The sequence below is a fragment of the Serratia sp. 14-2641 genome (assembly GCF_001692375.1).
GTDB classification, from domain to species: Bacteria; Pseudomonadota; Gammaproteobacteria; order Enterobacterales; family Enterobacteriaceae; genus Chania; species Chania fonticola_C.
This window is the reverse complement of record NZ_LXKR01000022.1, coordinates 1-22456: the sequence shown is the minus strand read 5'-3', so window position 1 is coordinate 22456 and position 22456 is coordinate 1. Positions and strand designations below refer to the sequence as shown.

At 54.8% G+C, this 22456-nt stretch carries 22 protein-coding genes; 12 read left to right on the top strand and 10 right to left on the bottom strand.

The window, feature by feature from the left end:
- Window positions 1-10 precede the first annotated feature (10 nt).
- The 4 genes from phnL to phnP are packed head-to-tail and all read left to right on the top strand — an operon-like array spanning window position 11 to window position 3201.
- The gene (gene phnL / locus A6U95_RS09470; protein ID WP_065684283.1) at window positions 11-715 is read left to right on the top strand and encodes a phosphonate C-P lyase system protein PhnL; all 705 of its coding nucleotides are present in this window, start codon (window positions 11-13) and stop codon (window positions 713-715) included.
- On the top strand, window positions 712-1848 hold the full coding sequence (gene phnM, locus A6U95_RS09465; RefSeq protein ID WP_065684282.1) for an alpha-D-ribose 1-methylphosphonate 5-triphosphate diphosphatase: 1137 nt from the start codon (window positions 712-714) through the stop codon (window positions 1846-1848). Before phnL ends, phnM begins: the two co-directional genes overlap by 4 nt.
- Window positions 1848-2408 carry a ribose 1,5-bisphosphokinase gene (phnN, locus tag A6U95_RS09460; protein ID WP_024529446.1) on the top strand — a complete coding sequence of 187 codons (561 nt, stop codon included), beginning with the start codon at window positions 1848-1850 and terminating at the stop codon, window positions 2406-2408. Before phnM ends, phnN begins: the two co-directional genes overlap by 1 nt.
- Before the next feature lie 43 nt (window positions 2409-2451).
- Window positions 2452-3201, top strand: coding sequence for a phosphonate metabolism protein PhnP (gene phnP, locus A6U95_RS09455; RefSeq protein WP_065684281.1), 750 nt, complete (start codon window positions 2452-2454; stop codon window positions 3199-3201).
- On the opposite strand, the gene A6U95_RS09450 is transcribed toward phnP, so the two are convergent.
- The 3 genes from A6U95_RS09450 to A6U95_RS09440 all read right to left on the bottom strand — a co-directional run bounded on the left by A6U95_RS09450 (window position 3196) and on the right by A6U95_RS09440 (window position 5414).
- The gene (locus A6U95_RS09450) at window positions 3196-3831 is read right to left on the bottom strand and encodes an NAD(P)H-binding protein (RefSeq protein ID WP_065684280.1); all 636 of its coding nucleotides are present in this window, start codon (window positions 3829-3831) and stop codon (window positions 3196-3198) included. The genes phnP and A6U95_RS09450 overlap by 6 nt on opposite strands.
- Before the next feature lie 65 nt (window positions 3832-3896).
- Window positions 3897-4952, bottom strand: coding sequence for a DUF1176 domain-containing protein (locus tag A6U95_RS09445; RefSeq protein WP_065684279.1), 1056 nt, complete (start codon window positions 4950-4952; stop codon window positions 3897-3899).
- 30 nt (window positions 4953-4982) lie between these two features.
- The gene (locus A6U95_RS09440) at window positions 4983-5414 is read right to left on the bottom strand and encodes a YhbP family protein (RefSeq protein ID WP_024529039.1); all 432 of its coding nucleotides are present in this window, start codon (window positions 5412-5414) and stop codon (window positions 4983-4985) included.
- Window positions 5415-5843: 429 nt separating this feature from the next.
- Between A6U95_RS09440 and speFL the strand changes: the two genes are divergently transcribed.
- The 3 genes from speFL to potE all read left to right on the top strand — a co-directional run bounded on the left by speFL (window position 5844) and on the right by potE (window position 9948).
- Window positions 5844-5948: a leader peptide SpeFL gene (gene speFL, locus A6U95_RS30635; RefSeq protein ID WP_112363015.1), complete on the top strand. Its 105-nt coding sequence runs from the start codon at window positions 5844-5846 to the stop codon at window positions 5946-5948.
- Between the two features lie 288 nt (window positions 5949-6236).
- Window positions 6237-8399: an ornithine decarboxylase SpeF gene (gene speF, locus A6U95_RS09435; RefSeq protein WP_065684353.1), complete on the top strand. Its 2163-nt coding sequence runs from the start codon at window positions 6237-6239 to the stop codon at window positions 8397-8399.
- Between the two features lie 232 nt (window positions 8400-8631).
- The gene (potE, locus tag A6U95_RS09430; RefSeq protein WP_021807501.1) at window positions 8632-9948 is read left to right on the top strand and encodes a putrescine-ornithine antiporter; all 1317 of its coding nucleotides are present in this window, start codon (window positions 8632-8634) and stop codon (window positions 9946-9948) included.
- Between the two features lie 75 nt (window positions 9949-10023).
- Here potE and A6U95_RS09425 read toward each other — a convergent pair whose 3' ends face one another.
- Together A6U95_RS09425 and ascF are read right to left on the bottom strand one after the other, a co-directional pair.
- On the bottom strand, window positions 10024-11454 hold the full coding sequence (locus A6U95_RS09425; RefSeq protein ID WP_065684278.1) for a 6-phospho-beta-glucosidase: 1431 nt from the start codon (window positions 11452-11454) through the stop codon (window positions 10024-10026).
- A gap of 37 nt (window positions 11455-11491) precedes the next feature.
- Window positions 11492-12931 carry a PTS cellobiose/arbutin/salicin transporter subunit IIBC gene (ascF, locus tag A6U95_RS09420; RefSeq protein ID WP_065684277.1) on the bottom strand — a complete coding sequence of 480 codons (1440 nt, stop codon included), beginning with the start codon at window positions 12929-12931 and terminating at the stop codon, window positions 11492-11494.
- A 198-nt stretch (window positions 12932-13129) separates the two neighbouring features.
- On the opposite strand from ascF, the gene A6U95_RS09415 reads away from it, so the two are divergent.
- Together A6U95_RS09415 and A6U95_RS09410 are read left to right on the top strand one after the other, a co-directional pair.
- The gene (locus tag A6U95_RS09415) at window positions 13130-14149 is read left to right on the top strand and encodes a LacI family DNA-binding transcriptional regulator (RefSeq protein WP_065684276.1); all 1020 of its coding nucleotides are present in this window, start codon (window positions 13130-13132) and stop codon (window positions 14147-14149) included.
- 26 nt (window positions 14150-14175) lie between these two features.
- Window positions 14176-14472, top strand: a complete 297-nt coding sequence (locus tag A6U95_RS09410) for a GIY-YIG nuclease family protein (RefSeq protein ID WP_024529059.1) — start codon at window positions 14176-14178, stop codon at window positions 14470-14472.
- Here A6U95_RS09410 and A6U95_RS09405 read toward each other — a convergent pair.
- Window positions 14459-14962, bottom strand: a complete 504-nt coding sequence (locus A6U95_RS09405) for an N-acetyltransferase (RefSeq protein ID WP_024483382.1) — start codon at window positions 14960-14962, stop codon at window positions 14459-14461. The genes A6U95_RS09410 and A6U95_RS09405 overlap by 14 nt on opposite strands.
- On the bottom strand, window positions 14956-15477 hold the full coding sequence (locus A6U95_RS09400) for an SCP2 domain-containing protein (protein WP_065684275.1): 522 nt from the start codon (window positions 15475-15477) through the stop codon (window positions 14956-14958). Before A6U95_RS09400 ends, A6U95_RS09405 begins: the two co-directional genes overlap by 7 nt.
- A 288-nt stretch (window positions 15478-15765) precedes the next feature.
- On the opposite strand from A6U95_RS09400, the gene A6U95_RS09395 reads away from it, so the two are divergent.
- Window positions 15766-16761, top strand: a complete 996-nt coding sequence (locus A6U95_RS09395; protein ID WP_065684274.1) for a peptidase U32 family protein — start codon at window positions 15766-15768, stop codon at window positions 16759-16761.
- Window positions 16762-16769: 8 nt separating this feature from the next.
- Window positions 16770-17648 carry a U32 family peptidase gene (locus A6U95_RS09390; protein WP_065684273.1) on the top strand — a complete coding sequence of 293 codons (879 nt, stop codon included), beginning with the start codon at window positions 16770-16772 and terminating at the stop codon, window positions 17646-17648.
- 35 nt (window positions 17649-17683) lie between these two features.
- On the opposite strand, the gene A6U95_RS09385 is transcribed toward A6U95_RS09390, so the two are convergent.
- From A6U95_RS09385 to A6U95_RS09375, 3 genes are read right to left on the bottom strand one after another with little or no spacing between them, the layout of a single operon-like run.
- Window positions 17684-18826, bottom strand: a complete 1143-nt coding sequence (locus A6U95_RS09385) for an ABC transporter permease (RefSeq protein ID WP_065684272.1) — start codon at window positions 18824-18826, stop codon at window positions 17684-17686.
- Window positions 18823-19977: an ABC transporter permease gene (locus A6U95_RS09380; protein ID WP_065684271.1), complete on the bottom strand. Its 1155-nt coding sequence runs from the start codon at window positions 19975-19977 to the stop codon at window positions 18823-18825. Before A6U95_RS09380 ends, A6U95_RS09385 begins: the two co-directional genes overlap by 4 nt.
- A complete protein-coding gene (locus A6U95_RS09375) occupies window positions 19959-20930 on the bottom strand; it encodes an efflux RND transporter periplasmic adaptor subunit (protein ID WP_065684270.1) in 972 nt (323 codons plus the stop codon). Before A6U95_RS09375 ends, A6U95_RS09380 begins: the two co-directional genes overlap by 19 nt.
- A gap of 226 nt (window positions 20931-21156) precedes the next feature.
- Here A6U95_RS09375 and A6U95_RS09370 point away from each other — a divergent pair, with 226 nt between their 5' ends.
- Window positions 21157-22182: an LLM class flavin-dependent oxidoreductase gene (locus A6U95_RS09370; RefSeq protein WP_024529065.1), complete on the top strand. Its 1026-nt coding sequence runs from the start codon at window positions 21157-21159 to the stop codon at window positions 22180-22182.
- The last annotated feature ends 274 nt before the right edge of the window (window positions 22183-22456 follow it).

Genomic DNA, 22456 nt, shown 5'->3' with positions numbered 1-22456 from the left:
AGGTGAGATAATGACAATTAAAATCCGGGTTGAACACCTGAGTAAAACCTTTGTCCTGCACCAACAGCACGGCACCCGCCTGCCGGTTTTGCAGGATGCCAACCTGACCGTCAGCAGCGGCGAATGCGTGGTGCTGCATGGCCACTCCGGCAGCGGGAAATCCACCCTGCTGCGCTCGCTGTATGCCAACTATCTGCCAGACAGCGGCAAAATCTGGATCCATCACCAAAACGACTGGCTGGAGCTGGTTCAGGCCGAGGCTCGTCAGATCCTGGCGGTGCGCCGCCACACCATAGGATGGGTCAGCCAGTTTCTACGGGTGATACCCCGCATCAGCGCGCTGGAAGTGGTGATGCAGCCGCTGCTGGAATCCGGCGTTGAGCGTAGCGAATGCCGTGAACGCGCCGAAGCCCTACTCAGCCAGCTCAACGTGCCACAGCGCCTCTGGCAATTGGCCCCTTCGACCTTCTCCGGTGGTGAGCAACAGCGGGTGAATATCGCCCGTGGCTTTATCAAGGATTACCCCATCCTGCTGCTTGACGAGCCTACCGCCTCCCTCGACAGTCGCAACAGCGCGGCGGTGGTGAACCTGATCGAACAGGCCAAACAGCGTGGCGCAGCCATCGTCGGTATTTTCCACGACGAAGGCACCCGTCAGCAGGTGGCAGACCGTTTACATACCATGCAGGCCCCACAGGTTCTGGAGACGCCATGATTATCAATAACGTCAAGCTGGTGCTGGAACACCAGATCGTTGCAGGTTCACTGGAAATGACCGATGGCGTGATCCGCAGCTTTGCCGATACCCCAAGCCAGCTACCGCAGGCGCTGGATGGCGAAGGCGGCTGGTTGCTGCCTGGGTTGATTGAACTGCATACCGACAATCTGGACAAGTTTTTCACTCCGCGCCCCAACGTGGACTGGCCAGCGCATTCGGCCATGAGCAGCCACGACGCGCTGATGGTCGCCAACGGCATCACCACGGTGCTGGATGCGGTGGCGATCGGTGACGTGCGCGACGGTGGGCACCGGCTGGAAAACCTGCAAAAAATGATCGACGCGGTGATCTACAGCCAGCGAGCCGGAGTGAACCGGGCCGAACACCGGCTCCACCTGCGCTGCGAGCTGCCCCATAGCAGCACCCTGCCGCTGTTCGAACAGCTGATGGATAAACCGGGCGTGTCCTTGGTGTCGCTGATGGACCATTCACCAGGCCAGCGACAGTTCGCTTCCCGTGAGAAATACCGTGAATACTACCAGGGAAAATATCACCTCAATGACCAGCAGATGAGCGAGTTTGAGGTGGAGCAGATGGGTCTGTCCGAACGCTGGGCAACACCGAACCGCGAGGCGATCGCCGCCCACTGCCGGGCACGCAATATCGCCCTGGCCAGCCACGACGACGCCACCGCCGAACACGTCAGCGAATCCAGTGCGCTGGGCAGTGTGATTGCCGAATTCCCGACCACCGAAGCGGCAGCCCGGGCCTCACATCAGCAAGGTTTGCAGGTGCTGATGGGCGCGCCGAATATCGTGCGCGGGGGCTCACACTCCGGCAACGTTGCGGCACATCATCTAGCGGCCCTTGGCGTGCTGGATATCCTCTCTTCCGATTATTACCCTGCCAGCCTGTTGGATGCGGCGTTTCGTCTGGCAAACGACGATCGCAACGCGTTCAGCCTGCCGCAGGCGGTACAACTGATCACCCGCAACCCTGCACGGGCGTTGGGCTTGAAGGATCGTGGCCTGATCGCCGAGGGGTTGCGCGCCGATCTGGTATTAGCCAGGCCGCACGGCGAGCATATCTACGTGCAAAACGTCTGGCGCCAGGGCAAGCAGGTGTTCTGATGGCCTATCTCATCTACCTGATGGGCCCGTCCGGAGCAGGCAAGGACAGCCTGCTCGAACGGTTACGGGCAGCCACCGGTGCCGGGCCGCTGGTGGCGCACCGTTACATCACCCGCCCGGCCAATGCTGGCTGCGAGAACCATATCGCCCTGAGCGAACAGGAGTTTCTGCGCCGCCGCGCCAAAGGATTATTCGCCCTGGACTGGCAGGCGCACGAACATCATTACGCCTTTGGTATCGAGGTCGATCTGTGGTTATTGCAAGGGATCGACGTGGTGGTCAACGGATCCCGCGCTCATCTGCCACAGGCGCTACAACGCTACGGTGCCCAACTGCTGCCGGTCTGCTTACAGGTATCCCCACCGGTGTTGCGTAAAAGGCTGGAACAGCGCGGGCGGGAAAACGCGATACAGATCGAGCAACGGCTGGCGCGGGCGGCTGACTATCAGCAGACCCTACCGATTGGCTGCCACCTGCTGGATAACAATGGCGATCTCGGACATACCCTCGACGCCCTGCTGGCCTTAACCGAAAAACAACCACAGGACACGCTGTCATGAGGTGAGCAGTCAAGTTTGAGCACACCAACAAGAGGAAACCAACATGCAACTGACCTTTCTTGGTACCGGCGGGGCACAACAGGTGCCAGCCTTTGGCTGCGAATGCCTGGTGTGCCAACGGGCGCGGCGTGAACCGGCATTTCGGCGGCGACCGTGCAGTGCGATGATCAAATTTCAAGGGGAAACGACGTTGTTGGACGCGGGATTGAGCTCGTTGGAAAGGCGTTTTGCGGCGGGGGAAATTCAACGTTTTTTACTGACACATTACCACATGGATCACGTTCAGGGGTTATTTCCTTTGCGCTGGGGGTGCGGAAATGCGATCCCGGTCTACGGCCCAGCCGATGAACAAGGCTGTGACGACCTGTTCAAACACCCCGGTATTCTGGCGTTCCAACCCCCACTATGCCCCTTTGAAACGGTGGAACTAGGCGGGCTGCACGTCACGCCGCTGCCGTTGATCCATTCCAAACTCACCCATGGTTATCTGATCCAGGCCGCTGACAAAGCCCTGGCCTATCTGACCGACACCGTCGGCCTGCCGCCAGAAACCACACGCTACCTGCAACAGGTCACTCTCGATTTACTGGTGTTGGATTGCAGCCTGCCGCCGCAGCCACAGACACCGCGTAATCACAACGATCTGCCCCGCGCGCAGGAGATCCAGCAACGCTTGCAACCACGGCGTACGCTGCTGACGCACATCAGCCATCACCTCGATTTATGGTTGATGGCCAACGAACTGCCGCCCGGCATGGAGCTGGCATTCGATAATCTCTGCGTTGAGCTATAAACGGTGCGAGCAGTGCAACTGGTCGGATTCTAAAATCTTGACCCCGCTGCCTGGGCTGAAGGCCTGTGTCAGCAACGTTTGCGCCACGTCTTTGGCGGCAACGCCCTTCCATTTACCAGGCAATAGACCAAACAACGGTTGACTGAGTCGCTCCAGCAAACGCGGCTCAGCACGAGAACCGAACAACATTGAAGGGCGTACCAACGTCAGGCGTGGCCAGTTCTGCTCACGCAACGCCTGCTCCATCTGCCCTTTGGTGCGGTTATACAAGAATACAGAGCCTGGATTAGCCCCAATAGCGCTCACCACCAGGCAATGCTGCGCACCAAGGCGCTGCCCGGTAAGGGCCGTTTCAACCACTAACTGATAGTCGACGTGGCGGAATGCCTCTGCGCTACCAGCCTGACTGCGCGTGGTACCCAGGCAGCAGAATACCGCATCCACCGGCTGTGTCAGTTGCGTCAACAACTCATGCAGATCGCTGCCGACCGGGTTATGTAATTTGGCGTGTGGCGGCAGCGCCTTACGCGTAGGAGCAATTACCGAAGTGACCTGCCTATCTGCCAACAGCAGACGCAGCAGTTCACTCCCCACCAGCCCGCTGGCGCCTGTGATCAGTACCCGTGCCATATATTTTCCCCCTCACCTCTGTATGCCCAAGGCACAGAACTGCCCGTGGAGACTCTCTAGTTCCTTTACTGCGCCGCTTTCACTTCGGCGACGTACGTCGGTAAATCCCAGGTTCCGCCCGCATGGATTAAACGACACAGGCCGGTTGTGGCCTCGTTGCTTTGACGAAACGCCGTGCCATCCCATACCCAACGGGCGGTGGCCCAGCAATCGCCCAATCCACGCCCCTTTTGCCCCATTGAGATTATCCCTTCATCATAGCCAGAGCCGGAATTGGTCACCAATACCGGGGCCTGCTTCAGGGCACTGTCGATCACCCAATAGCCGTAACCTTCGTTATAGGCCGCCCGCCAACACACGGCGGTTATCAGGGCATGACCATTGCCGAGCGGGGTCAGCGTGATGACATCCTCGCTTGCGCCATCATTATCCTGTGGGGACTGCATGCGGTCGCAATCATCCGGTTTCAGCGTCGCCAGCAGTTTGGGGGTCAGCGCGGCGATCTCGGGTGCCGTAAGCGGGCGTTCTTCCGCCTTGGGCACCTTCACTGCCTGGATCACCGGGGCAGGAATAGCGGCTGGCACGCTGCTTTCCGGCTTATCGCCTTTTTTAGTCAGGGCACCGGGCGTGCCGATACGCCCCTGCACATCATCCATCTTCAATAAGGTGGCCGAAGCCCCATCGCCTGACAGCACGAAAGGTGCGGGGCCGCCTTTAAATTCAACCGAGCCGCTGCCTTTGATTGCGCCGATCAGTGCCAGAGTCTGGCTTGCTGACAGGTTCCAGTTTCCATCCTTGGTCGGTTTGAGCGCACCCGCCGCCTTGCCGTTGATCCACAACGTCAGCTTTGCCACCGGGGCTGAGTCACCCCCTTCGTAATCCGCCAAGGTCACTTCCCCCGTTGGGACGGTGCCAGGGCCTGCAATGCGCGTGAGCAGTACCGAACCGTTCGAATCGCTTGGCTCATCTTCATTAGCGTAGCCCGCAGCTCGACAGGTATTGGTGTTGTCACAGGCAAGTTCCCAGTTCTTATGGCCAAAGGAAACGCCGCTGTCTTGCGCCATCGCCGGGGAAACCAATGCCGCCAGTAGCGCTAATGCGGCTATCTCGGTGTTTTTCATGCTATCGATCCTTAATATTCAGCTGGTTTGTCAACGCGCCCAGTGCAGTTTTTTGCCAAAGCCCAGGGTGTTATCGGTCATCTTCACTTCCTGCAACGCGATCTGCCAAATAGGCGCTTTCATCACCTTGGCCACCGGGAAGCGTTTGCAGTAGCGCGTTCGGGCAAGTTCAGCCTCGTCCCCCGCCAACAGAGTGATTTCCCCCGCATATTGTACCCCTTTGATCAACGCAATGGTCTTGGGCTGGGGGGCAATAGTGCCAACCACCCGGTTGTTCCTTTGCATCAGTTCGCCGTGGCGGGTATGCGGCTCGGTCATCAGCCATAGCGCCATGCGCTCGGCATCGAATACGTAAAAGCAGTTGGCGCACCACATCGCCGTGCCATCACCGGCACACAGCGTGAGCACATGCTGCTTACTGAGAAAACGGATAATGTGCAGCCGATCTTCGCTCTGATTCAACGTAAGTTCTCCTTTTCAACTCCGCCATCTTACCCGCAGATTTGAAGGCAGTCACAATTAGCGACAAATTATGCCCAACATAAAACTAGCATATTCATTAGCAATCCATGCATCTTTATGCAAGATAAACCTGAACGCAGTAATAACAAATAAAAAACATCCTAGCCCTATTCCTGCTATTACCTGTTTATATTAAAGGCGGTTTTCAGGGGTTGAGTTAGCCTAAGCCAAATTTATCCAGTCCGCTGGCTCCATTTGTAGCAATTGCTTCACATATTCCTTCGCTACAGAATTCATAGCTATTCACTTCGATGCATAGAAATTGAATAGTTAAGTATAAATCGCATGATTAACGTGATCTGCATCACTTTATTTCCGCATTTAGGGGATAAAATAGCGCCAAGTCCGAAACCCATAGGTAGATGGAAAATGGAAAACAACAACAGAAAGATGGCTCACATCCGACGAACTACACATATTATGATGATGGCTCACCGCAGCTGCTTTAGCTTTGCCTTTTTTAACTTCAGATAAACTCCCTCCTCTGCGTTCTTATTGCGTCTTGCAGCCAGACCTATGCCAACGATCATTCCCTGCGCCTGACGGCGACGGTATCGCTATGTTTTTGTTCAAAACAGAGTGGATCCGGCATAATTGCAACCTCATTTAAGAACCCAAAAAATATTTCGTCAAAATAAACTCGTAACCTAATTATGTTCGATGAACATGATTACGCTCACGCATACCTTTATTTTAACGAAAATACTTCCTGGCAAAGACCTTATTTGCCAGCGGGATATTTTCGCCTGAAGAATGATGAAAATGAACAAACTAAAAATTGCAGCGAACCAAAAAACTCTCTCTTGTTTTGAAACCACACGTGAAATTAGCGATGTGCACCACAGCGACTTTAATGACGTAGCCGCCATCGTGCTTTCCGTGGAAGACGTACAGCAAGGCTTGGTGGCACAGCTGGAAGAAACCGGTTTAAACATTCCGATCTTTGTTGCCGTCTGCTGTGAAGAAGAGCTGGATAACGCCGTATTACCGGCGCTGAACGGCGTTTTTGAACTCTGTGGTAAGAACACCCAGTTCTACGGCAAGCAGCTGGAAGCCGCAGCGGTAAAATATGAAAGCGAGCTGCTACCACCGTTCTTTAATACCCTGACCCAATATGTAGAAATGGGTAACGCCACCTTCGCCTGCCCAGGCCATCAGGGCGGTGAGTTCTTCCGCAAGCACCCCGCTGGCCGCCAGTTCTTTGATTTCTATGGCGAAACGCTGTTCCGCTCCGATATGTGCAACGCCGACGTTAAGCTGGGCGATCTGCTAATCCACGAAGGCGCGCCTTGCGATGCGCAAAAACACGCCGCCAAGGTGTTCAACGCCGATAAAACCTATTTCGTGCTGAACGGGACTTCAGCTTCCAACAAAGTAGTGACCAACGCTCTACTGAGCCGTGGCGATCTGGTGCTGTTCGACCGTAACAACCATAAGTCCAACCACCATGGCGCGCTGATCCAGGCCGGGGCAACGCCGGTATATCTGGAAACGGCACGTAACCCGTTCGGCTTTATCGGCGGCATCGATGCTCACTGCTTTGAAGAAGACTATCTGCGCCAGCAAATCCGTGAAACTGCACCGGAACGCGCTAACGACGCTCGCCCATTCCGCCTCGCGATTATCCAACTGGGCACCTACGACGGCACAATCTATAACGCCCGCCAGGTCGTCGACAAGATTGGCCACCTGTGTGATTACATCCTGTTTGACTCTGCCTGGGTCGGCTATGAGCAGTTCATCCCAATGATGAAAGACTGCTCGCCACTGCTGCTAGAGCTGAACGAAAACGATCCGGGGATCATCGTTACTCAATCGGTACACAAACAGCAGGCCGGTTTCTCACAAACTTCGCAGATCCATAAAAAAGACAAGCACATCAAAGGGCAAGAACGTTATTGCAACCATAAGCGTTTCAATAACGCCTTTATGCTGCACGCGTCCACCAGCCCGTTCTACCCACTGTTTGCCGCACTGGATGTGAACGCCAAAATGCACGAAGGCAAGAGTGGCCAACGCCTATGGAAAGAGTGTGTGCGCATCGGCATTGAGTCGCGCAAAATGCTGTTGGACACTTGCACCATGATCAAACCTTTCGTACCGGAGCAAATCGACGGTAAACCTTGGCAATCCTACAGCACTGAAGCCATGGCCAACGATCTGCGCTTCTTCAACTTTGTCCCTGGCGAAAAATGGCATGCCTTCGAAGGTTATGAAGAATCACAATACTTTGTGGATCCCTGCAAACTGCTGTTGACCACGCCGGGCATCGATACCGCCAGCGGCGAGTACAGCAGCTTTGGTATCCCAGCCACCATTCTGGCTAACTACCTGCGCGAAAACGGTATTGTGCCGGAAAAATGCGACCTGAACTCCATTCTGTTCCTGCTCACCCCGGCGGAAGATATCGCCAAAATGCAGCATCTGGTGGCGCTGATTGCCCGCTTCGAAAAACACGTTGAACAAGACTCCTTGCTGAGTGAAGTCCTGCCAACCGTGTACAAGAACAACGAAAAACGTTACCAGAACTACACCCTGCGCCAGCTGTGCCAAGAGATGCACGATCTCTACGTCAGCTACAATGTGAAAGAATTGCAGAAGGAAATGTTCCGTAAGAGCCATTTCCCACGCGTCGCCATGGATCCACAAACCGCCAATACCGAATTCGTACGTGGCAAGGTAGAACTGGTTTCTCTCGCTAAAGCCGAAGGCCGCATTGCCGCTGAAGGGGCATTACCTTACCCACCGGGCGTGCTGTGCGTAGTCCCGGGCGAAATCTGGGGAGGCTCTGCTCAACGCTATTTCCTGGCACTGGAAGAAGGGATTAATTTATTACCTGGATTCGCCCCTGAATTACAAGGCGTGTATATCCAGCAGGATGAAGATGGCTGGAACCGGGCTTACGGTTATGTCATGAAAGCGTAATTAACTTTACCAGAGGCGGCATATTTCCATGCCGCCAGACATATTTAGCTATTCCTCGAATTTCAAAAATAATCCATACCCTATGGATTTCAAGTTGCAGCTAGGCAACAAGCTATCTCATCCCCAGGAGCTTACGTTTTTGTAAGTGACTGGGGTGAGATAGCGCAGGTAACAACGCTGCAGCTTGAAAGACGACGGGTATAATTTGAGGGATATAAGAGCGAGAATAATCATGAGCAAATCCAATAATAAGATGGGGGTTGTGCAATTAACGATCCTGACAGCGGTCAATATGATGGGGTCCGGCATAATTATGCTGCCAACCAAGCTGGCCGAAGTGGGGACAATCTCCATCGTTTCCTGGTTGGTGACCGCCGTAGGCTCGATGGCCTTGGCCTATGCGTTTGCCAAATGCGGCATGTTCAGCCGTAAATCCGGCGGGATGGGCGGCTATGCCGAGTACGCTTTCGGTAAATCTGGCAACTTTATGGCCAACTACACCTATGGCGTTTCGCTGCTGATCGCCAATATCGCCATCGCCATTTCTGCCGTGGGTTATGGCACCGAGCTGTTTGGGGTTGCCCTGACACCCTTGGGCATCTGTATTGCCACTATCGCAGTGCTGTGGCTGGCTACGGTTGCCAACTTCGGTGGCGCACGCATCACCGGGCAGATCAGCGGGATCACCGTCTGGGGGGTAATTATTCCGGTGGTCGGTATCTCGATTATCGGTTGGTATTGGTTCAGTGGCACCGCTTATCTCGCCGCCTGGAACCCGCATGCGGTGCCAACCTTTGAAGCCATCGGGTCTTCTATCTCGATGACTCTGTGGGCTTTCCTCGGTCTTGAATCTGCCTGTGCCAATACCGACGTGGTAGAAAACCCGGAACGCAACGTACCTATCGCCGTACTCGGTGGCACACTGGGTGCCGCAGTGATCTACATTGTTTCCACCAACGTGATCGCCGGTATCGTGCCAAATATGGAACTGGCTAACTCCACCGCGCCGTTTGGCCTGGCGTTCTCACATATGTTCAACCCAACGGTCGGTAAAATCATCATGGCGTTGATGATCATGTCCTGCGTGGGCTCGCTGCTGGGCTGGCAGTTCACTATCGCCCAGGTATTCAAATCCTCTGCCGACAGCGGCTTCTTCCCGAAAATCTTCTCTAAAGTCAGTAAATCAGATGCGCCAGTGAAAGGCATGCTGACCATCGTGATTATTCAGAGCGTGATGTCGCTGATGACCATCAGCCCGTCACTGAATAAGCAGTTTAACGTGCTGGTTAACCTGGCCGTAGTGACCAATATTATTCCGTATATCCTGTCGATGGCCGCGCTGATTATTATCCAGAAAGTAGCCAAAGTGCCGGAGAACAAGGCGCGTATTGCCAACGTGATTGCCGTGATTGGGGCGCTGTATAGCTTCTATGCGCTTTACAGTTCCGGTGAAGAGGCAATGATGTGGGGCGCAATTGCTACATTCTTCGGTTGGACTTTGTACGGGTTGGTTTCACCTCGCTTTGAGATGACTGAGAAGAAGGTGTGAGAGTTGATAACAGAGGGCGCTGCATGCAGCGCCCATAAAGTTTATGTCTAAATGGGCACTTCGATGCCCATTTTGCTAACTCAAATCCGCCCCATTGCTGGCGATCACCTTCTTATACCAGTAAAACGATTTCTTTCTGGTTCTGGCCAAGGTGCCATTGCCTTGGTCATCGCGGTCCACATAGACAAAGCCATAGCGCTTACTCATTTCCCCGGTAGAGGCAGAAACCAGATCGATGCAGCCCCAGGAGGTGTAACCCATCACCGGAATACCATCCTCGATAGCGTCCGCCATGGCTTTGATATGCTCACGCAAATAGCTGATGCGGTATTCGTCGTCGATCTCGCCCTGCGGGTTGATTTCGTCCTTCGCTCCCAGGCCGTTCTCCACCAGGAACAGCGGTTTCTGGTAACGGTCATACATCATATTCATGGTGATGCGCAGGCCCAGCGGATCGATACCCCAGCCCCATTCACTGGCCTGGATATGCGGGTTTTTCAGCGATTTGACGATATTGGCCGCGCTGCTGTTGTGCTCGTTCATCTCAGCCGAGGCACAGCGGGAGGCGTAATAGCTGAAGGAGACAAAATCAACGCTGTTTTTGAGGATCTCACTGTCGCCTGGCTCCATTGCTATAGTGATACCCTTTTCCTTAAACAGGCGCTTGGTGTATGACGGGTAAGCGCCGCGAGCCTGAACGTCGATGAAGAACAGGTTCTCGCGATCTTTCTCCAGCGCAGCCCAGACGTCTTCGGGTTTACAGGACCAAGGGTAGAAATTGCCCCCCGCCAGCATGCAGCCAACCTGATTGTGCGGGTTAACCTCATGGGCGATTTTGGTCGCTAACGCACTGGCCAACAGTTCATGATGCGCAGCCTGATATTTCACCTGTTCCTGATTATCGCCTGGCTCGAACACCAGACCCGCGCCGGAGAACGGGCTGTGTAGCAGAATATTGATTTCATTAAATGTCAGCCAGTATTTCACCAGCCCATCAAAGGCCTCAAAACAGGTACGGGCGTAGTGCGTGAAGAACTCCACCATTTTCCTGTTGCGCCACGAACCGTATTCCCGCACCAGATGCATCGGCACATCAAAGTGGCACAGCGTGACCAGCGGTTCGATGCCGTGCTTTTTGCACTCGGTGAAAACGTCGCGGTAGAAAGCAATCCCTTCCTCATTCGGCACCGTTTCGTCCCCGTTAGGGAAAAGACGGCTCCAGGCGATCGAAGTACGGAATACGCTGAACCCCATCTCTGCCATCAGGGCAATGTCATCTTTATAGCGATGATAAAAATCAATGCCGACATGACTAGGGTAGAACTCGTCTTCCCGCAGCTCAAAGCGCTTTTCCTGGCCCAGTTTTACCGCCAGCCGATCTTTGCCATGAGGGATCATATCAACCGTGGTCAGCCCTTTGCCGCCCACAAGATAAGCGCCTTCGGCCTGGTTAGCCGCTAGTGCACCACCCCATAAAAAGTCTGCGGGGAAAACAGATGCTGGCATAAGATACCTCTTCTCAAATATGCATTTTTACAACAGGTTATACGGATAACGCGGGCGCTGATTTAGCTTTTTCACTTTCCGCATCTTCGGTAACCGGGATATCTTCAAAGCCCAGCAACAGCGTAAGGATGAAGGAAAGCACCACCGCCAAAATCATCACGCCAAACACCCAGACAATGGTCATTGGGTTGGCCGGATCAAAGAACTGCACGCTGGTAAACAGGCCCGGAGAGGCCATCGAGTGGCTCGCCAATCCGGCAATTCCGGCCACGCCGCCGCAGACAAAGCCACTGATCAGCGCTGCGATAAGCGGACGCTTCAAGCGTATTGCCACCCCGTAAAGCGCGGGTTCTGAAATCCCGGCAACAATTGCCGATGCCGCAGCGGCCAGCGCCGTCTGACGCAGCTCCGGGTTTTTGGTCCGCCAGGCAACCGCCAGCGATGAACCGCCCAGCGAGAGGTTGGCACCGATTTCAGAGGGCATCACCATGCCTTCTTTGCCGGTTTCCGCGATGGTCTGAATGATGGTTGGCGTAAATACGCGGTGCATCCCGGTCATGACCAGCAGCGGCCAAAGCCCACCCATAATCGCTACAGATAGCCACCCCAAGTAGCTGTGAATGGTGTACACCAGCGCGGAAATGCCGCTACCAATCCAGATGCCCAGCGGGCCAATCAACAAGATGGCAATCGGCGCAGAGATCAGCACGATCAGCATCGGTTTGAGGAAGTTTTTCGTCACGGCTGGCGTGATGCGATCAACCCACCTTTCAATGTAGGAGAGCAACCAGGTCATGAACAACGCCGGGATCACCGTGTAGGTGTATTTCACCGCCGTGACCGGTATGCCCATAAATTCAACCTGTTGGCCCTGCGCGGCTTTCGCCATCAGATCGATAAATGCGGGATGAACCAATACCCCGGCAATTGCGATCGCCAGCGACATATTGGTTTTGAATTTTACCGCTGCGGAAGCGGCAACCATCACCGGCAGGAAGAAGAACGCCCCGTCGCCAATAACGTTGAGGATAATCAGCGTCGAGGAGCCTTTGCCGAACACGCCGGTCATATCGAGGATCATGGCGAGCAGTTTCACCATCGAGCCGCCGATAATGGCCGGGATCAGCGGTGACATGGTGCCAATCAGCGCGTCCAGGATCCCCGCACCGATACGTTTGAGAGTGATTTTGCTCTTTTTCGGCGCCGGTGGCTGGGCTACCGCCCCTTCGGGCAACAGTTTCAATACTTCGGCATAGGCCTGTGAAACGGTGTTGCCAATGATCACCTGACACTGATTTTCGCTTCTTACCACACCCAGTACGCCACCAATTGCCTTCAGCCTGGCGGCATCGACGAGGGTGTCGTCGTTGAGCACAAAGCGTAAACGCGTCATGCAATGAGTCACCGCCGCGACGTTACTCGCTCCCCCAACTGCATCCACTATCGATCTTGATACCGCCGCATAATTCTTAGACATGAGGACAACTCTCATAGATAGGTAACCGGTTTCACATAAGAGTGTTGATATTAAGATTGCAGATCAATCGATATATTTATTTATTGTCTGTTCTGTGACAGAGATCGACATGAGTGGGTTTGCGGTGCTGCGAATGGCCTGCTCTAACGCAGTGGAATGTGTAGAATGGGGATAATAGTTAAAAGCCGGGAAAACCCTATGTCTACCATGCAGGAAGTGGCAACAAAAGCAGGCGTCTCAAAAGCCACTGTTTCACGCGTTCTTTCCGGCAAAGGGTACGTCAGCGAAGCCACCAAAGATCAGGTGTTTAAGGCCATCGAAGAGGCGGGTTATCGTCCCAATCTACTGGCGAGAAATCTGGCCACCAATAAATCCCAGTGCATTGGCCTGGTGGTCACCAACACCCTCTATAACGGCAGTTATTTCAGCGAGATACTTTCCCAGGCGGCGCAAAAGCTGGAGGACAACGGTCGCCAGTTGATCCTGGTGGACGGCAAACACAGTGCCGCAGAAGAGCAAGAGGCGATCCAATTCCTGCTCGATTTACGCTGCGACGCCATCATCATCTACCCGCGTTTCTTAACCATCGAAGCGATGGACGACATCATTGAGCAGCACAAACAACCCATCATGGTGGTTAACCGTAGGCTGAGAAAACATCACAGCCACTGCATCTGCTGCGACCACAAAGGGGCCAGCTTTAAGGCAACAAAATACCTGATTGAGCAGGGCCACCGGAATATCGCCTTTATTACCGGCTCACTGGATTCGCCAACGGCGATTGAGCGACTATCTGGCTATAAAGAAGCGTTAAATCAACACGATATTGAGCTGAATGATAACCTCATTATCAAGGGAAAGTGGACGCCAGTCAGCGGTGCGGCAGCGATGGAGTCCTTGCTCAAGGATAAAATCACGTTTAGTGCAGTACTGGCCAGCAATGATGATATGGCCATTGGTGCCATCAAGAAATTGAACGAGGCGGGTATTGCCGTCCCCAATGAGGTCTCGGTTATCGGCTTCGATAATATCCCAACGGCTCCGTATCTCTCCCCGGCGTTATCCAGCGTTAAAGACCCGGTGAGCGATATGATGAGCGAAGTGATCGACCGGCTCATCGCTATGCTCGACGGCGGCTATCTGTCGAAGGACAACGTTTTTACTTCGGAGCTGCTGGTTAGGGATTCGGTGGGTCCAGGTCCTTTTTGGCATAGGTAACTATTTGAACTATTACGCAGGCCGTTATGACTGAAACAACCTGGCATCTCTATATGCTGCGAATGCCAAGCGGGATGTTGTACACCGGGATCACGACAGACGTCGCCCGGCGAGCGGCGCAGCATCAGGCCGGTAAAGGGGCCAAAGCCCTACGTGGCAAAGGGGAGCTGGAACTGGTTTTTCACTGTCAGGTGGGGGATCGCTCAATGGCGTTGCGTCTGGAGTATCGGGTGAAGCAGTTGAGCAAAAAGCAAAAAGAGGAGCTGATAGTTAATCCGCCCCTCTCATTGGAATACCTACTGCCGGTAGTTAAAAGCGACTAAAGGGCGCGGAATACTCCACCAGCCCATTCACACCGCTCAGTGCATCTTCCGCCAACGGATAAACCTGGAATGCGGCTTCCGTTCCTGGCCAGCGGCAATGCAGATCGAACTGGGCAGCCGTTTTAAAGCCGAAACGCCCGTAGTAAGCCGGTTCGCCCAGCACCACCACGGCGGCATAGCCAAACTCATTCAGCGCATCCAGCCCTTCGTAAACCAGCTTTTCGGCCAGCCCTTGGCGACGCAGGCTTTCCTCTACTGCCAACGGCGCGAGACCAACCCATTGGCGATCTTCGCCCGCAACGTCAACCGGGCTGAAAGCGGCATAACCGACCACGCCACCCTCTTCGTCGGTAGCAACAATGCCCAGTGTCAACAACCCGTCTTCACGCAGTTGTTGCACCAGTTCGGCTTCGTCATCACGGCCAAAGGCGTTACGCAGCAGCGCATCAATACCTGCGGCATCCACCGGAATTTCAACGCGGATCAGCATGGCTGCGGCACACGGGAAGTTTGCGCCGTGTCCTCCTGCAAACCTGCTTCCACAAAGTCCGCTAACCGCAGCAGCCCGACGCGTAACGGCGTAGGCATCGCATCCAGATCGATAGCGTCCATCAGATTTTTTACATACAGGCCCAATTCGGTATCTCCTTCAATCTGCAACCGACGCTGGAAAAACAGCGTGTCGGGATCTTGCTTACGTGCCGCAATCAAGATCAGATCGTTGGCTTCGCCGCTGAAGCTGACGTCCGCCTCAGCCTGTTGGCTCACCACCAGCCTATCGTTTTCTACCGTCATAAACCATTGCAGTGCCAGATCGCGCACTTCAATCTTCAGCCAGCGCGATTCGAGAAATTCTAAATCTCCCTCAGCCAGCGCCTGACGGAACTGCCAGCTCAGCACCTGTTGCAAAACCTGACGCTGCAGAACAAACGGCGTGAATTTTAACGGTACGCGCAACAGCGACGGCCCTTGACGCACAATACGTGCTCGTAGTTTTTCCAACACTGTTATTCACTCCTTTCTACTCAGTCTGAGGTTATTTTGCCACATTGCGGCTACGCGTAACCGGTCTATATCAACAAATGGTGCAATTAACGCTCATCTTGCCCTACAGATTTCAAGTTACCGCTTGAATATCAATACGCCAGAAGCTGCCTCAAATCAAAGCTTGTTAACCTCGGGTTCACTAAAATTGTCTCCCCATTTACATCATTGCCAGGCGAATCAATGGCCCGGCAACGTTTATCACAGCATATACCTGGCCAGGTGTATGGCTGTAATCAGGATAGATCTATGGAGCTGCTTTGCCCCGCTGGCAACCTGCCGGCCTTGAAAGCCGCGGTAGATAATGGCGCAGATGCCGTTTACATCGGCCTGAAAGACGATACCAATGCGCGCCACTTTGCCGGGCTGAACTTTACCGAGAAGAAGCTGCAGGAAGCGGCCGACTATGTGCACCGGCATGGCCGCAAGCTGCATATCGCCATCAACACCTTTGCTCACCCCAATGGCTACGCCCGCTGGCAGCGTGCCGTAGATATGGCCGCCCAGTTGGGTGCCGACGCGCTGATCCTGGCAGATTTGGCAATGCTGGAGTACGCAGCGGAACGTTATCCACAGGTGGAGCGCCATGTTTCGGTGCAAGCCTCTGCGACCAATGAAGAAGCCATCCGTTTTTATCAACGCCACTTCGACGTTGCGCGAGTAGTGCTGCCGCGCGTACTGTCGATGCATCAAGTGAAGCAATTGTCACGCACTAGCCCGGTACCGCTGGAAGTGTTCGCCTTTGGCAGCCTGTGCATCATGGCCGAAGGGCGGTGTTATCTCTCCTCTTATCTGACCGGGGAATCGCCTAACACCGTGGGCGCCTGCTCACCTGCCCGCTTTGTACGCTGGCAACAAACGCCACAGGGGATGGAATCTCGCCTGAATGATGTGCTGATCGATCGCTATCAGGACGGCGAAAACGCCGGTTACCCAACGCTGTGCAAAGGCCGCTATCTGGTGGATAACGTGCTCTATCACCCGCTGGAAGAACCCACCAGCCTGAATACGCTGGAGCTGCTGCCAGAGCTACTGGCTGCCAATATTGCCTCGGTGAAGATTGAAGGCCGCCAACGCAGCCCTGCCTATGTCAGCCAGGTTGCGCGTGTCTGGCGCCAGGCCATAGATCGCTGTATGGCCAACCCGGCTGGCTATCAAGCCGACGCCGCCTGGATGGAAACGCTCGGCGCAATGTCCGAAGGTACCCAGACCACGCTTGGCGCGTACCACCGCAAATGGCAGTAGGAGAAACCATGAAATATGCATTAGGCCCGGTGCTCTACTACTGGCCAAACAGCGAGATAGAGTCCTTTTATCAGCAGGCGATGAGCAGCAGTGCCGATATCATCTATCTTGGCGAAAGCGTCTGCACCAAACGGCGTGAGATGAAAGTAGGTGACTGGCTGGCGCTGGCACAGGAGATCGCCAAATCTGGCAAGCAGGTGGTAATTTCCACTTTGGCTTTGCTACAGGCACCTTCAGAGCTGAATGAGCTGAAGCGTTATGTGGAGAACGGCGAATTCCTGATCGAAGCCAACGACCTTGGTACGGTGAATATGGCTGCCGATCGCGGTTTGCCGTTTGTCGCCGGGCATGCCCTCAACTGCTACAACGCCTACACTCTGCGCCTGCTACACAAGCAGGGCATGATGCGCTGGTGCATGCCGGTAGAGCTTTCACGGGACTGGCTGGTCAATTTACTGCAGCAATGTGATGAACTGGGGTTCCGCCAAGGATTTGAAGTGGAAGTGTTGAGTTACGGCCATTTACCACTGGCCTATTCGGCGCGCTGTTTTACTGCCCGCTCAGAAAACCGGGGCAAGGATGAATGCGAAACCTGCTGCATCAAATATCCGCAGGGGCGCATCGTCAATTCTCAAGAGAACCAACAGGTGTTTGTGCTCAACGGTATCCAGACCATGAGTGGCTACTGCTACAACCTAGGCAATGAACTGACCAGTATGCAGGGGGTGGTGGATATTGTACGTCTGTCGCCACAGGGCATCGAAACACTGGCGGTGCTCGACAGCTTCCGGGCTAATGAGCAAGGAAAGCAGCCACTGACGTTAACCGACCATGCCGAATGCAACGGCTACTGGCGGCGCGTAGCCGGGTTGGAACTGGTGCAGTAATCACTATGGGGGCCAGCATTCTGGCCCCATGATTATCAGGAAGTCCGACGTTTACGAAATAGATTACGCAGCCCCACGCGGTTACGCACGGCTCCAACGCCAATACCAATCAGCGTATAAATCGCCCCCAATAACAGCAGCATGGCAACGTCCCCGCCGACATCACGCAACGATAGCCCCATCTGATTCACGCCAGCAATGGCTTTGGTCGCCCAGGTTGAGGGGATCATCGAGGAAATCGCCCTGACCCACTGCGGCATCGCTTGCAGCGGCCAGATGGTGCCAGAAAGATAAAACACCGGGGTGGTGATAAACGACAGCGTCAGGTAGATCATCTCCACGCTGCGCAAGCATTCGGTCACCAGCTTGCCTAGCCCAAGCACCGCAAGCAGGAACGGGAAAGTCAGCAGCAAGATCTCCGGGATCGTCGCAGTCTGTCGATAGCCCAAGACCCAGGGCCACAGCACAAATAACACAATCGACAAGAACAGCCAGATCGGCAACAGGGCCGATAGCCCCCCCAGATAAACAGGAAGCGACGGCTTGCCGCCTGGCGTTCCTTTCAACACAATGCTGACGCGCACGCAGGCAATCAGCAGCGAGTGCTGCAATAACATCACCAACAAACCCGGGAAGATAATCGCCGCAAAGCTGATGCCGGGGTTGAATACGTCCAGCGTTTGGCTCTGGATAGGCATCATGATCACCTGAGCCTGCCGTTCACTGAAACCACTGCGCATCAACAGTGAGGTGTTGTACTGGCCGAGCAACTGCTGGTAGGCCGCCACCACGTCCTGCTGGATCTGGCCGTTTGCCAGCCGGTTGGTGGCATCACCGAACACCGGGATCTCAATGTTTTTGCCGTTGAGGATCTTCTTCTCCAGATCCACCGGCATGATGATCACCGCAAACAGTTTGCGCCAACCCAGATCGCGTTTCGCCTCATCCAGGCTGTCGTAGGTTTGGATGGCGATCTTCGGGGTCGCATCCAACTGGCGGATAAGCTGGCGGCTGGCGGCGCTGTGATCCTGATCGATCACCCCTACAGGGAGATCCCACACGGTGCGATTGGCATAAACCATACTCATGATGCACAGCGACAGGATCAGCATCAGCCACATCGGCCGTTCCAACATGCTCGTCAATACTTTGCGGAAAGTGAGCCAATAGCTTTTCATCCCACCGTCTCCTCTTTTGCCAGCCGCTTCAGCAGCCGATTACGCACCAACAGTGCGGTCACCAACGGGTAGACCACTAACAGCGCACATACGCTGAGGATGGCACTGGCGGGCACCTGCCGCAGGAAGACGTCGAACATGGCGTACAGCGCGTGGGTAAGAGGCTCGATATTGGAAATAATGCGCGCCGGTAGCGGCATGGAAAGTTCGGGCACTGCCATGCCAGAGAAAGTCAGTGCAATGCTCACCAACATGCCAATCAGGGTATAGGCGGTAATGGCACTGCCGGTAAAGGTATACAGCAACAGGCCGATGCTTTGTGCCGCCATCACGTAGAAGAAGCCAATCATCAGCATAAACAGCGGGTTGCCGCTGACGCGAGCGTCAAAAATGCCCACCAGCGCGGCAATCTCTACCATCAGCAAGGTAGTAAAGCACAGAGTATAGGGAGCCAGTTTCCCCAACAGTGCCAGACTAAAGGGTTTGGCTTTCAGCAAAGATTTACTGCGTGCCATCACGTAAATCATGCAGGTAACTACAAACAGCTGCAGCATATGAATGGTGGCGGCAAACTGCTGATAATAGATATAGCTGCCGCTAGCATTGAACAGGCTGCCGTAATTGAGGGTGACATCCGCCAGCGGCGGCAGCGACTTGCCCATGGCCCCGGCAATGATCGAGCGGTAATTGCCGTTGGCCTCGGCCATCAGGCCGCTGAAATCCTGAGTAGAATACAGCCCAGCACCGTAAAACAGCGCGTTGTAATACAGCACCACGCTCGGCTGATTGCCCGCCAGCGCGTCCGCCTCAAAATCGGCCGGGATAGACAGCAAAGCATAATCCTGTGCGCTACGCAGACGGCGCAACGACTCATCAAGCCCCCCGTCATAGGCTTGCACATGGGCATGAGAACCCGCATCCAGCTTGCGGATCAGGTTTTTGGATAGCGGGCTGTGATCGTTATCCACCACCGAAACCGGCAGATCGAGCAAGGTCCCTTCCGAGAAGTTACTGCTGATCAGGCCAAACAGGATCAACGGGAAGATCCACCCCAGCCAGTGGACCACCGGCCGGCGAAAAGCGATGCGGCACTCGTTGCTGAACGCGTGGCTGAAGCAGCGCCAACCTGCCCTTACTCTTTCCATTGCCATAAGGTGCTCATCCCTGGGCGCAGGCCATCTATCGGCTGCGACGGATACAAACGAACTTCAAAGGTTTTCAGATCAAAGTCACCGGTGGCGCGCGTGGCACGCTTGGTGGCGTAATCCCCCAACGGGGCGATATAGCGCACTTCGGCCTCGATCGTTTGGTCTTTCAACGCGGGGACCCGCAGTTGGACCTTATCCCCCTTGCGGACGTGAGCCAGAATATCTTCCCGCAGGTTAAACACGAAATAGGCATCCGGTACGCGGATCAGCGTCATCAACGGGCTAGAGGCGTTGAGCAGCTCACCGACTTCAGCCGGGATCGGCCCCACTTCGCCATCAACCGGAGCTTTAACCAGGAGATCGTCGGTCTGGGCCTGAATTTCTAGCAGATTTTGTTCGGTCGCCCGCAGGGCAGCTTCATATTTCTGCCGCAGTTCGATGCGATCGCCATTGATGCCTTCATCCAAATTGGCTTTGGCAGCCTGCACCTGTTGATAGGCGGTATCACGCGCACGGCGTGAACTGTCCAACTCAGATTTGGATACGTAGCCTTTGCTGGCGACGCTCAGGTTACGGTCGTAATCGTGTTGGGCATTCTGGTATTGTGCCTCGGCCTGCGCCAGGTTGGCGCGCAGGTTACGGATACTTTCTTCACGGGTGCCATGCAGCGATTCGTCCAACTGCGCTTGGGCTTCATCCCGCGAAGCCTGTGCCGAACGTAGCTGGGCCATCAGTTCCGGACTCTCCAGCCGCAGCAGCAGTTGCCCAGTTTTCACATCGTCTCCACGCTCTACCAGGCGCTCAATCACCCGGCCCTTGGCTTTGGAAGCGACGATCACTTCGGGGGCATCCACTTCACCCTGCAACAACAAATCCTGATTATGCGCGCGGAATAGCACCGCCATGGCGATAGCTATCCCCATCAGCAGCAGGGTAAACAACGTCTTTTTCTTCATTACTACAGCCCCTTGAACATCAGCGTGCAAACAAAAGCCATCATAGCCCTAAAAAAACCATTATTCTCATAAGGATATTGCGAGCACATATATCCCCTTTTATAACCGTATTTTCGATTATGCTTTTAACACAAAAAGCATAATTGCTTTTTTAGTTGCAGATCCCTGCAATCGCCCTTTAAGCGATCAACCCGATATCCGGTTAAAAAACACGGATATCAGCACAATGGACGATGAAATGACTGAACACACACGGGTGCCGCTTTCGGTACTGGATTTATCCCCGATCCCTCAGGGAGCCAAGGCGCGCGATGCGTTTCACTGCTCGCTGGATTTGGCGCAACATGCCGAAAAGTGGGGCTATCAGCGCTACTGGCTAGCGGAACACCACAATATGACCGGCATCGGCAGTGCGGCGACGTCGGTATTACTCGGTTATTTAGCCTCCGGCACCCAGAGCATTCGCCTCGGTTCAGGCGGCGTGATGCTGCCAAACCATGCGCCGCTGGTGATCGCCGAACAGTTCGGCACTTTGGAGTCACTCTATCCTGGGCGTATCGATCTGGGGCTTGGCCGAGCACCGGGTACCGACCAACGTACCATGATGGCGCTGCGTCGCCACCTCTCTGGCGAGGTAGACAACTTCCCGCGTGACGTACAGGAACTGCAACATTACTTTGGCGAGGTACAACCGGGGCAAGCAGTGCAGGCCGTACCGGGCCAAGGGCTACATGTGCCAATCTGGCTGTTGGGCTCCAGCCTGTACAGCGCACAATTGGCGGCACAGCTCGGCCTGCCGTTTGCCTTCGCCTCGCACTTTGCGCCAGATATGCTGTTCCAGGCACTGAATGTGTACCGTGAGAACTTTACGCCGTCTGAGCAGTGCCAGCAGCCACACGCGATGGTGTGTGTCAACGTGGTCGCCGCAGACAGCGACCAAAACGCCCGCTTCCTGTTTACCTCCATGCAGCAGCAGTTTATCAACCTGCGCCGTGGCTCGCCTGGCCCACTGCCGCCGCCGGTCGATAATATCCACGCGCTGTGGACCGCAGGCGAGCAGTATGGCGTGGATCAGGCTCTGCGCATGTCGATCGTCGGTAGCGAAAGCACCATCCGCCATGGCCTGCAAAGCCTGCTGCGCGAGACGGCTGCGGATGAGATCATGGTTAACGGCCAGATTTTCGATCATCAGGCGCGTTTACGGTCGTTTGAGATTGTTGCCGGGGTGAAAGGCGATTTAGTGAAGGGATAGGGGTTACATATTGGTGACGCCCCTCACCCTAACCCTCTCCCACAGGGAGAGGGAACCGATCGAGTATGTTTGAAATTAGTGTGATTCACCTTGGATGAGAAAGCGATCGGGTTTGCTGGGATTATCTCTTTACTGCCAAACGAGCAGGGGCTATCAGCTCCCTCTCCCTTCGGGATGTACAGACCGGGGACATGGTAGACAGGTGTTCAAGGACATGGTGAACACTTTTTAACATCCTTTACCCATGATGATCGACCTATTTCTCAGGTCGATC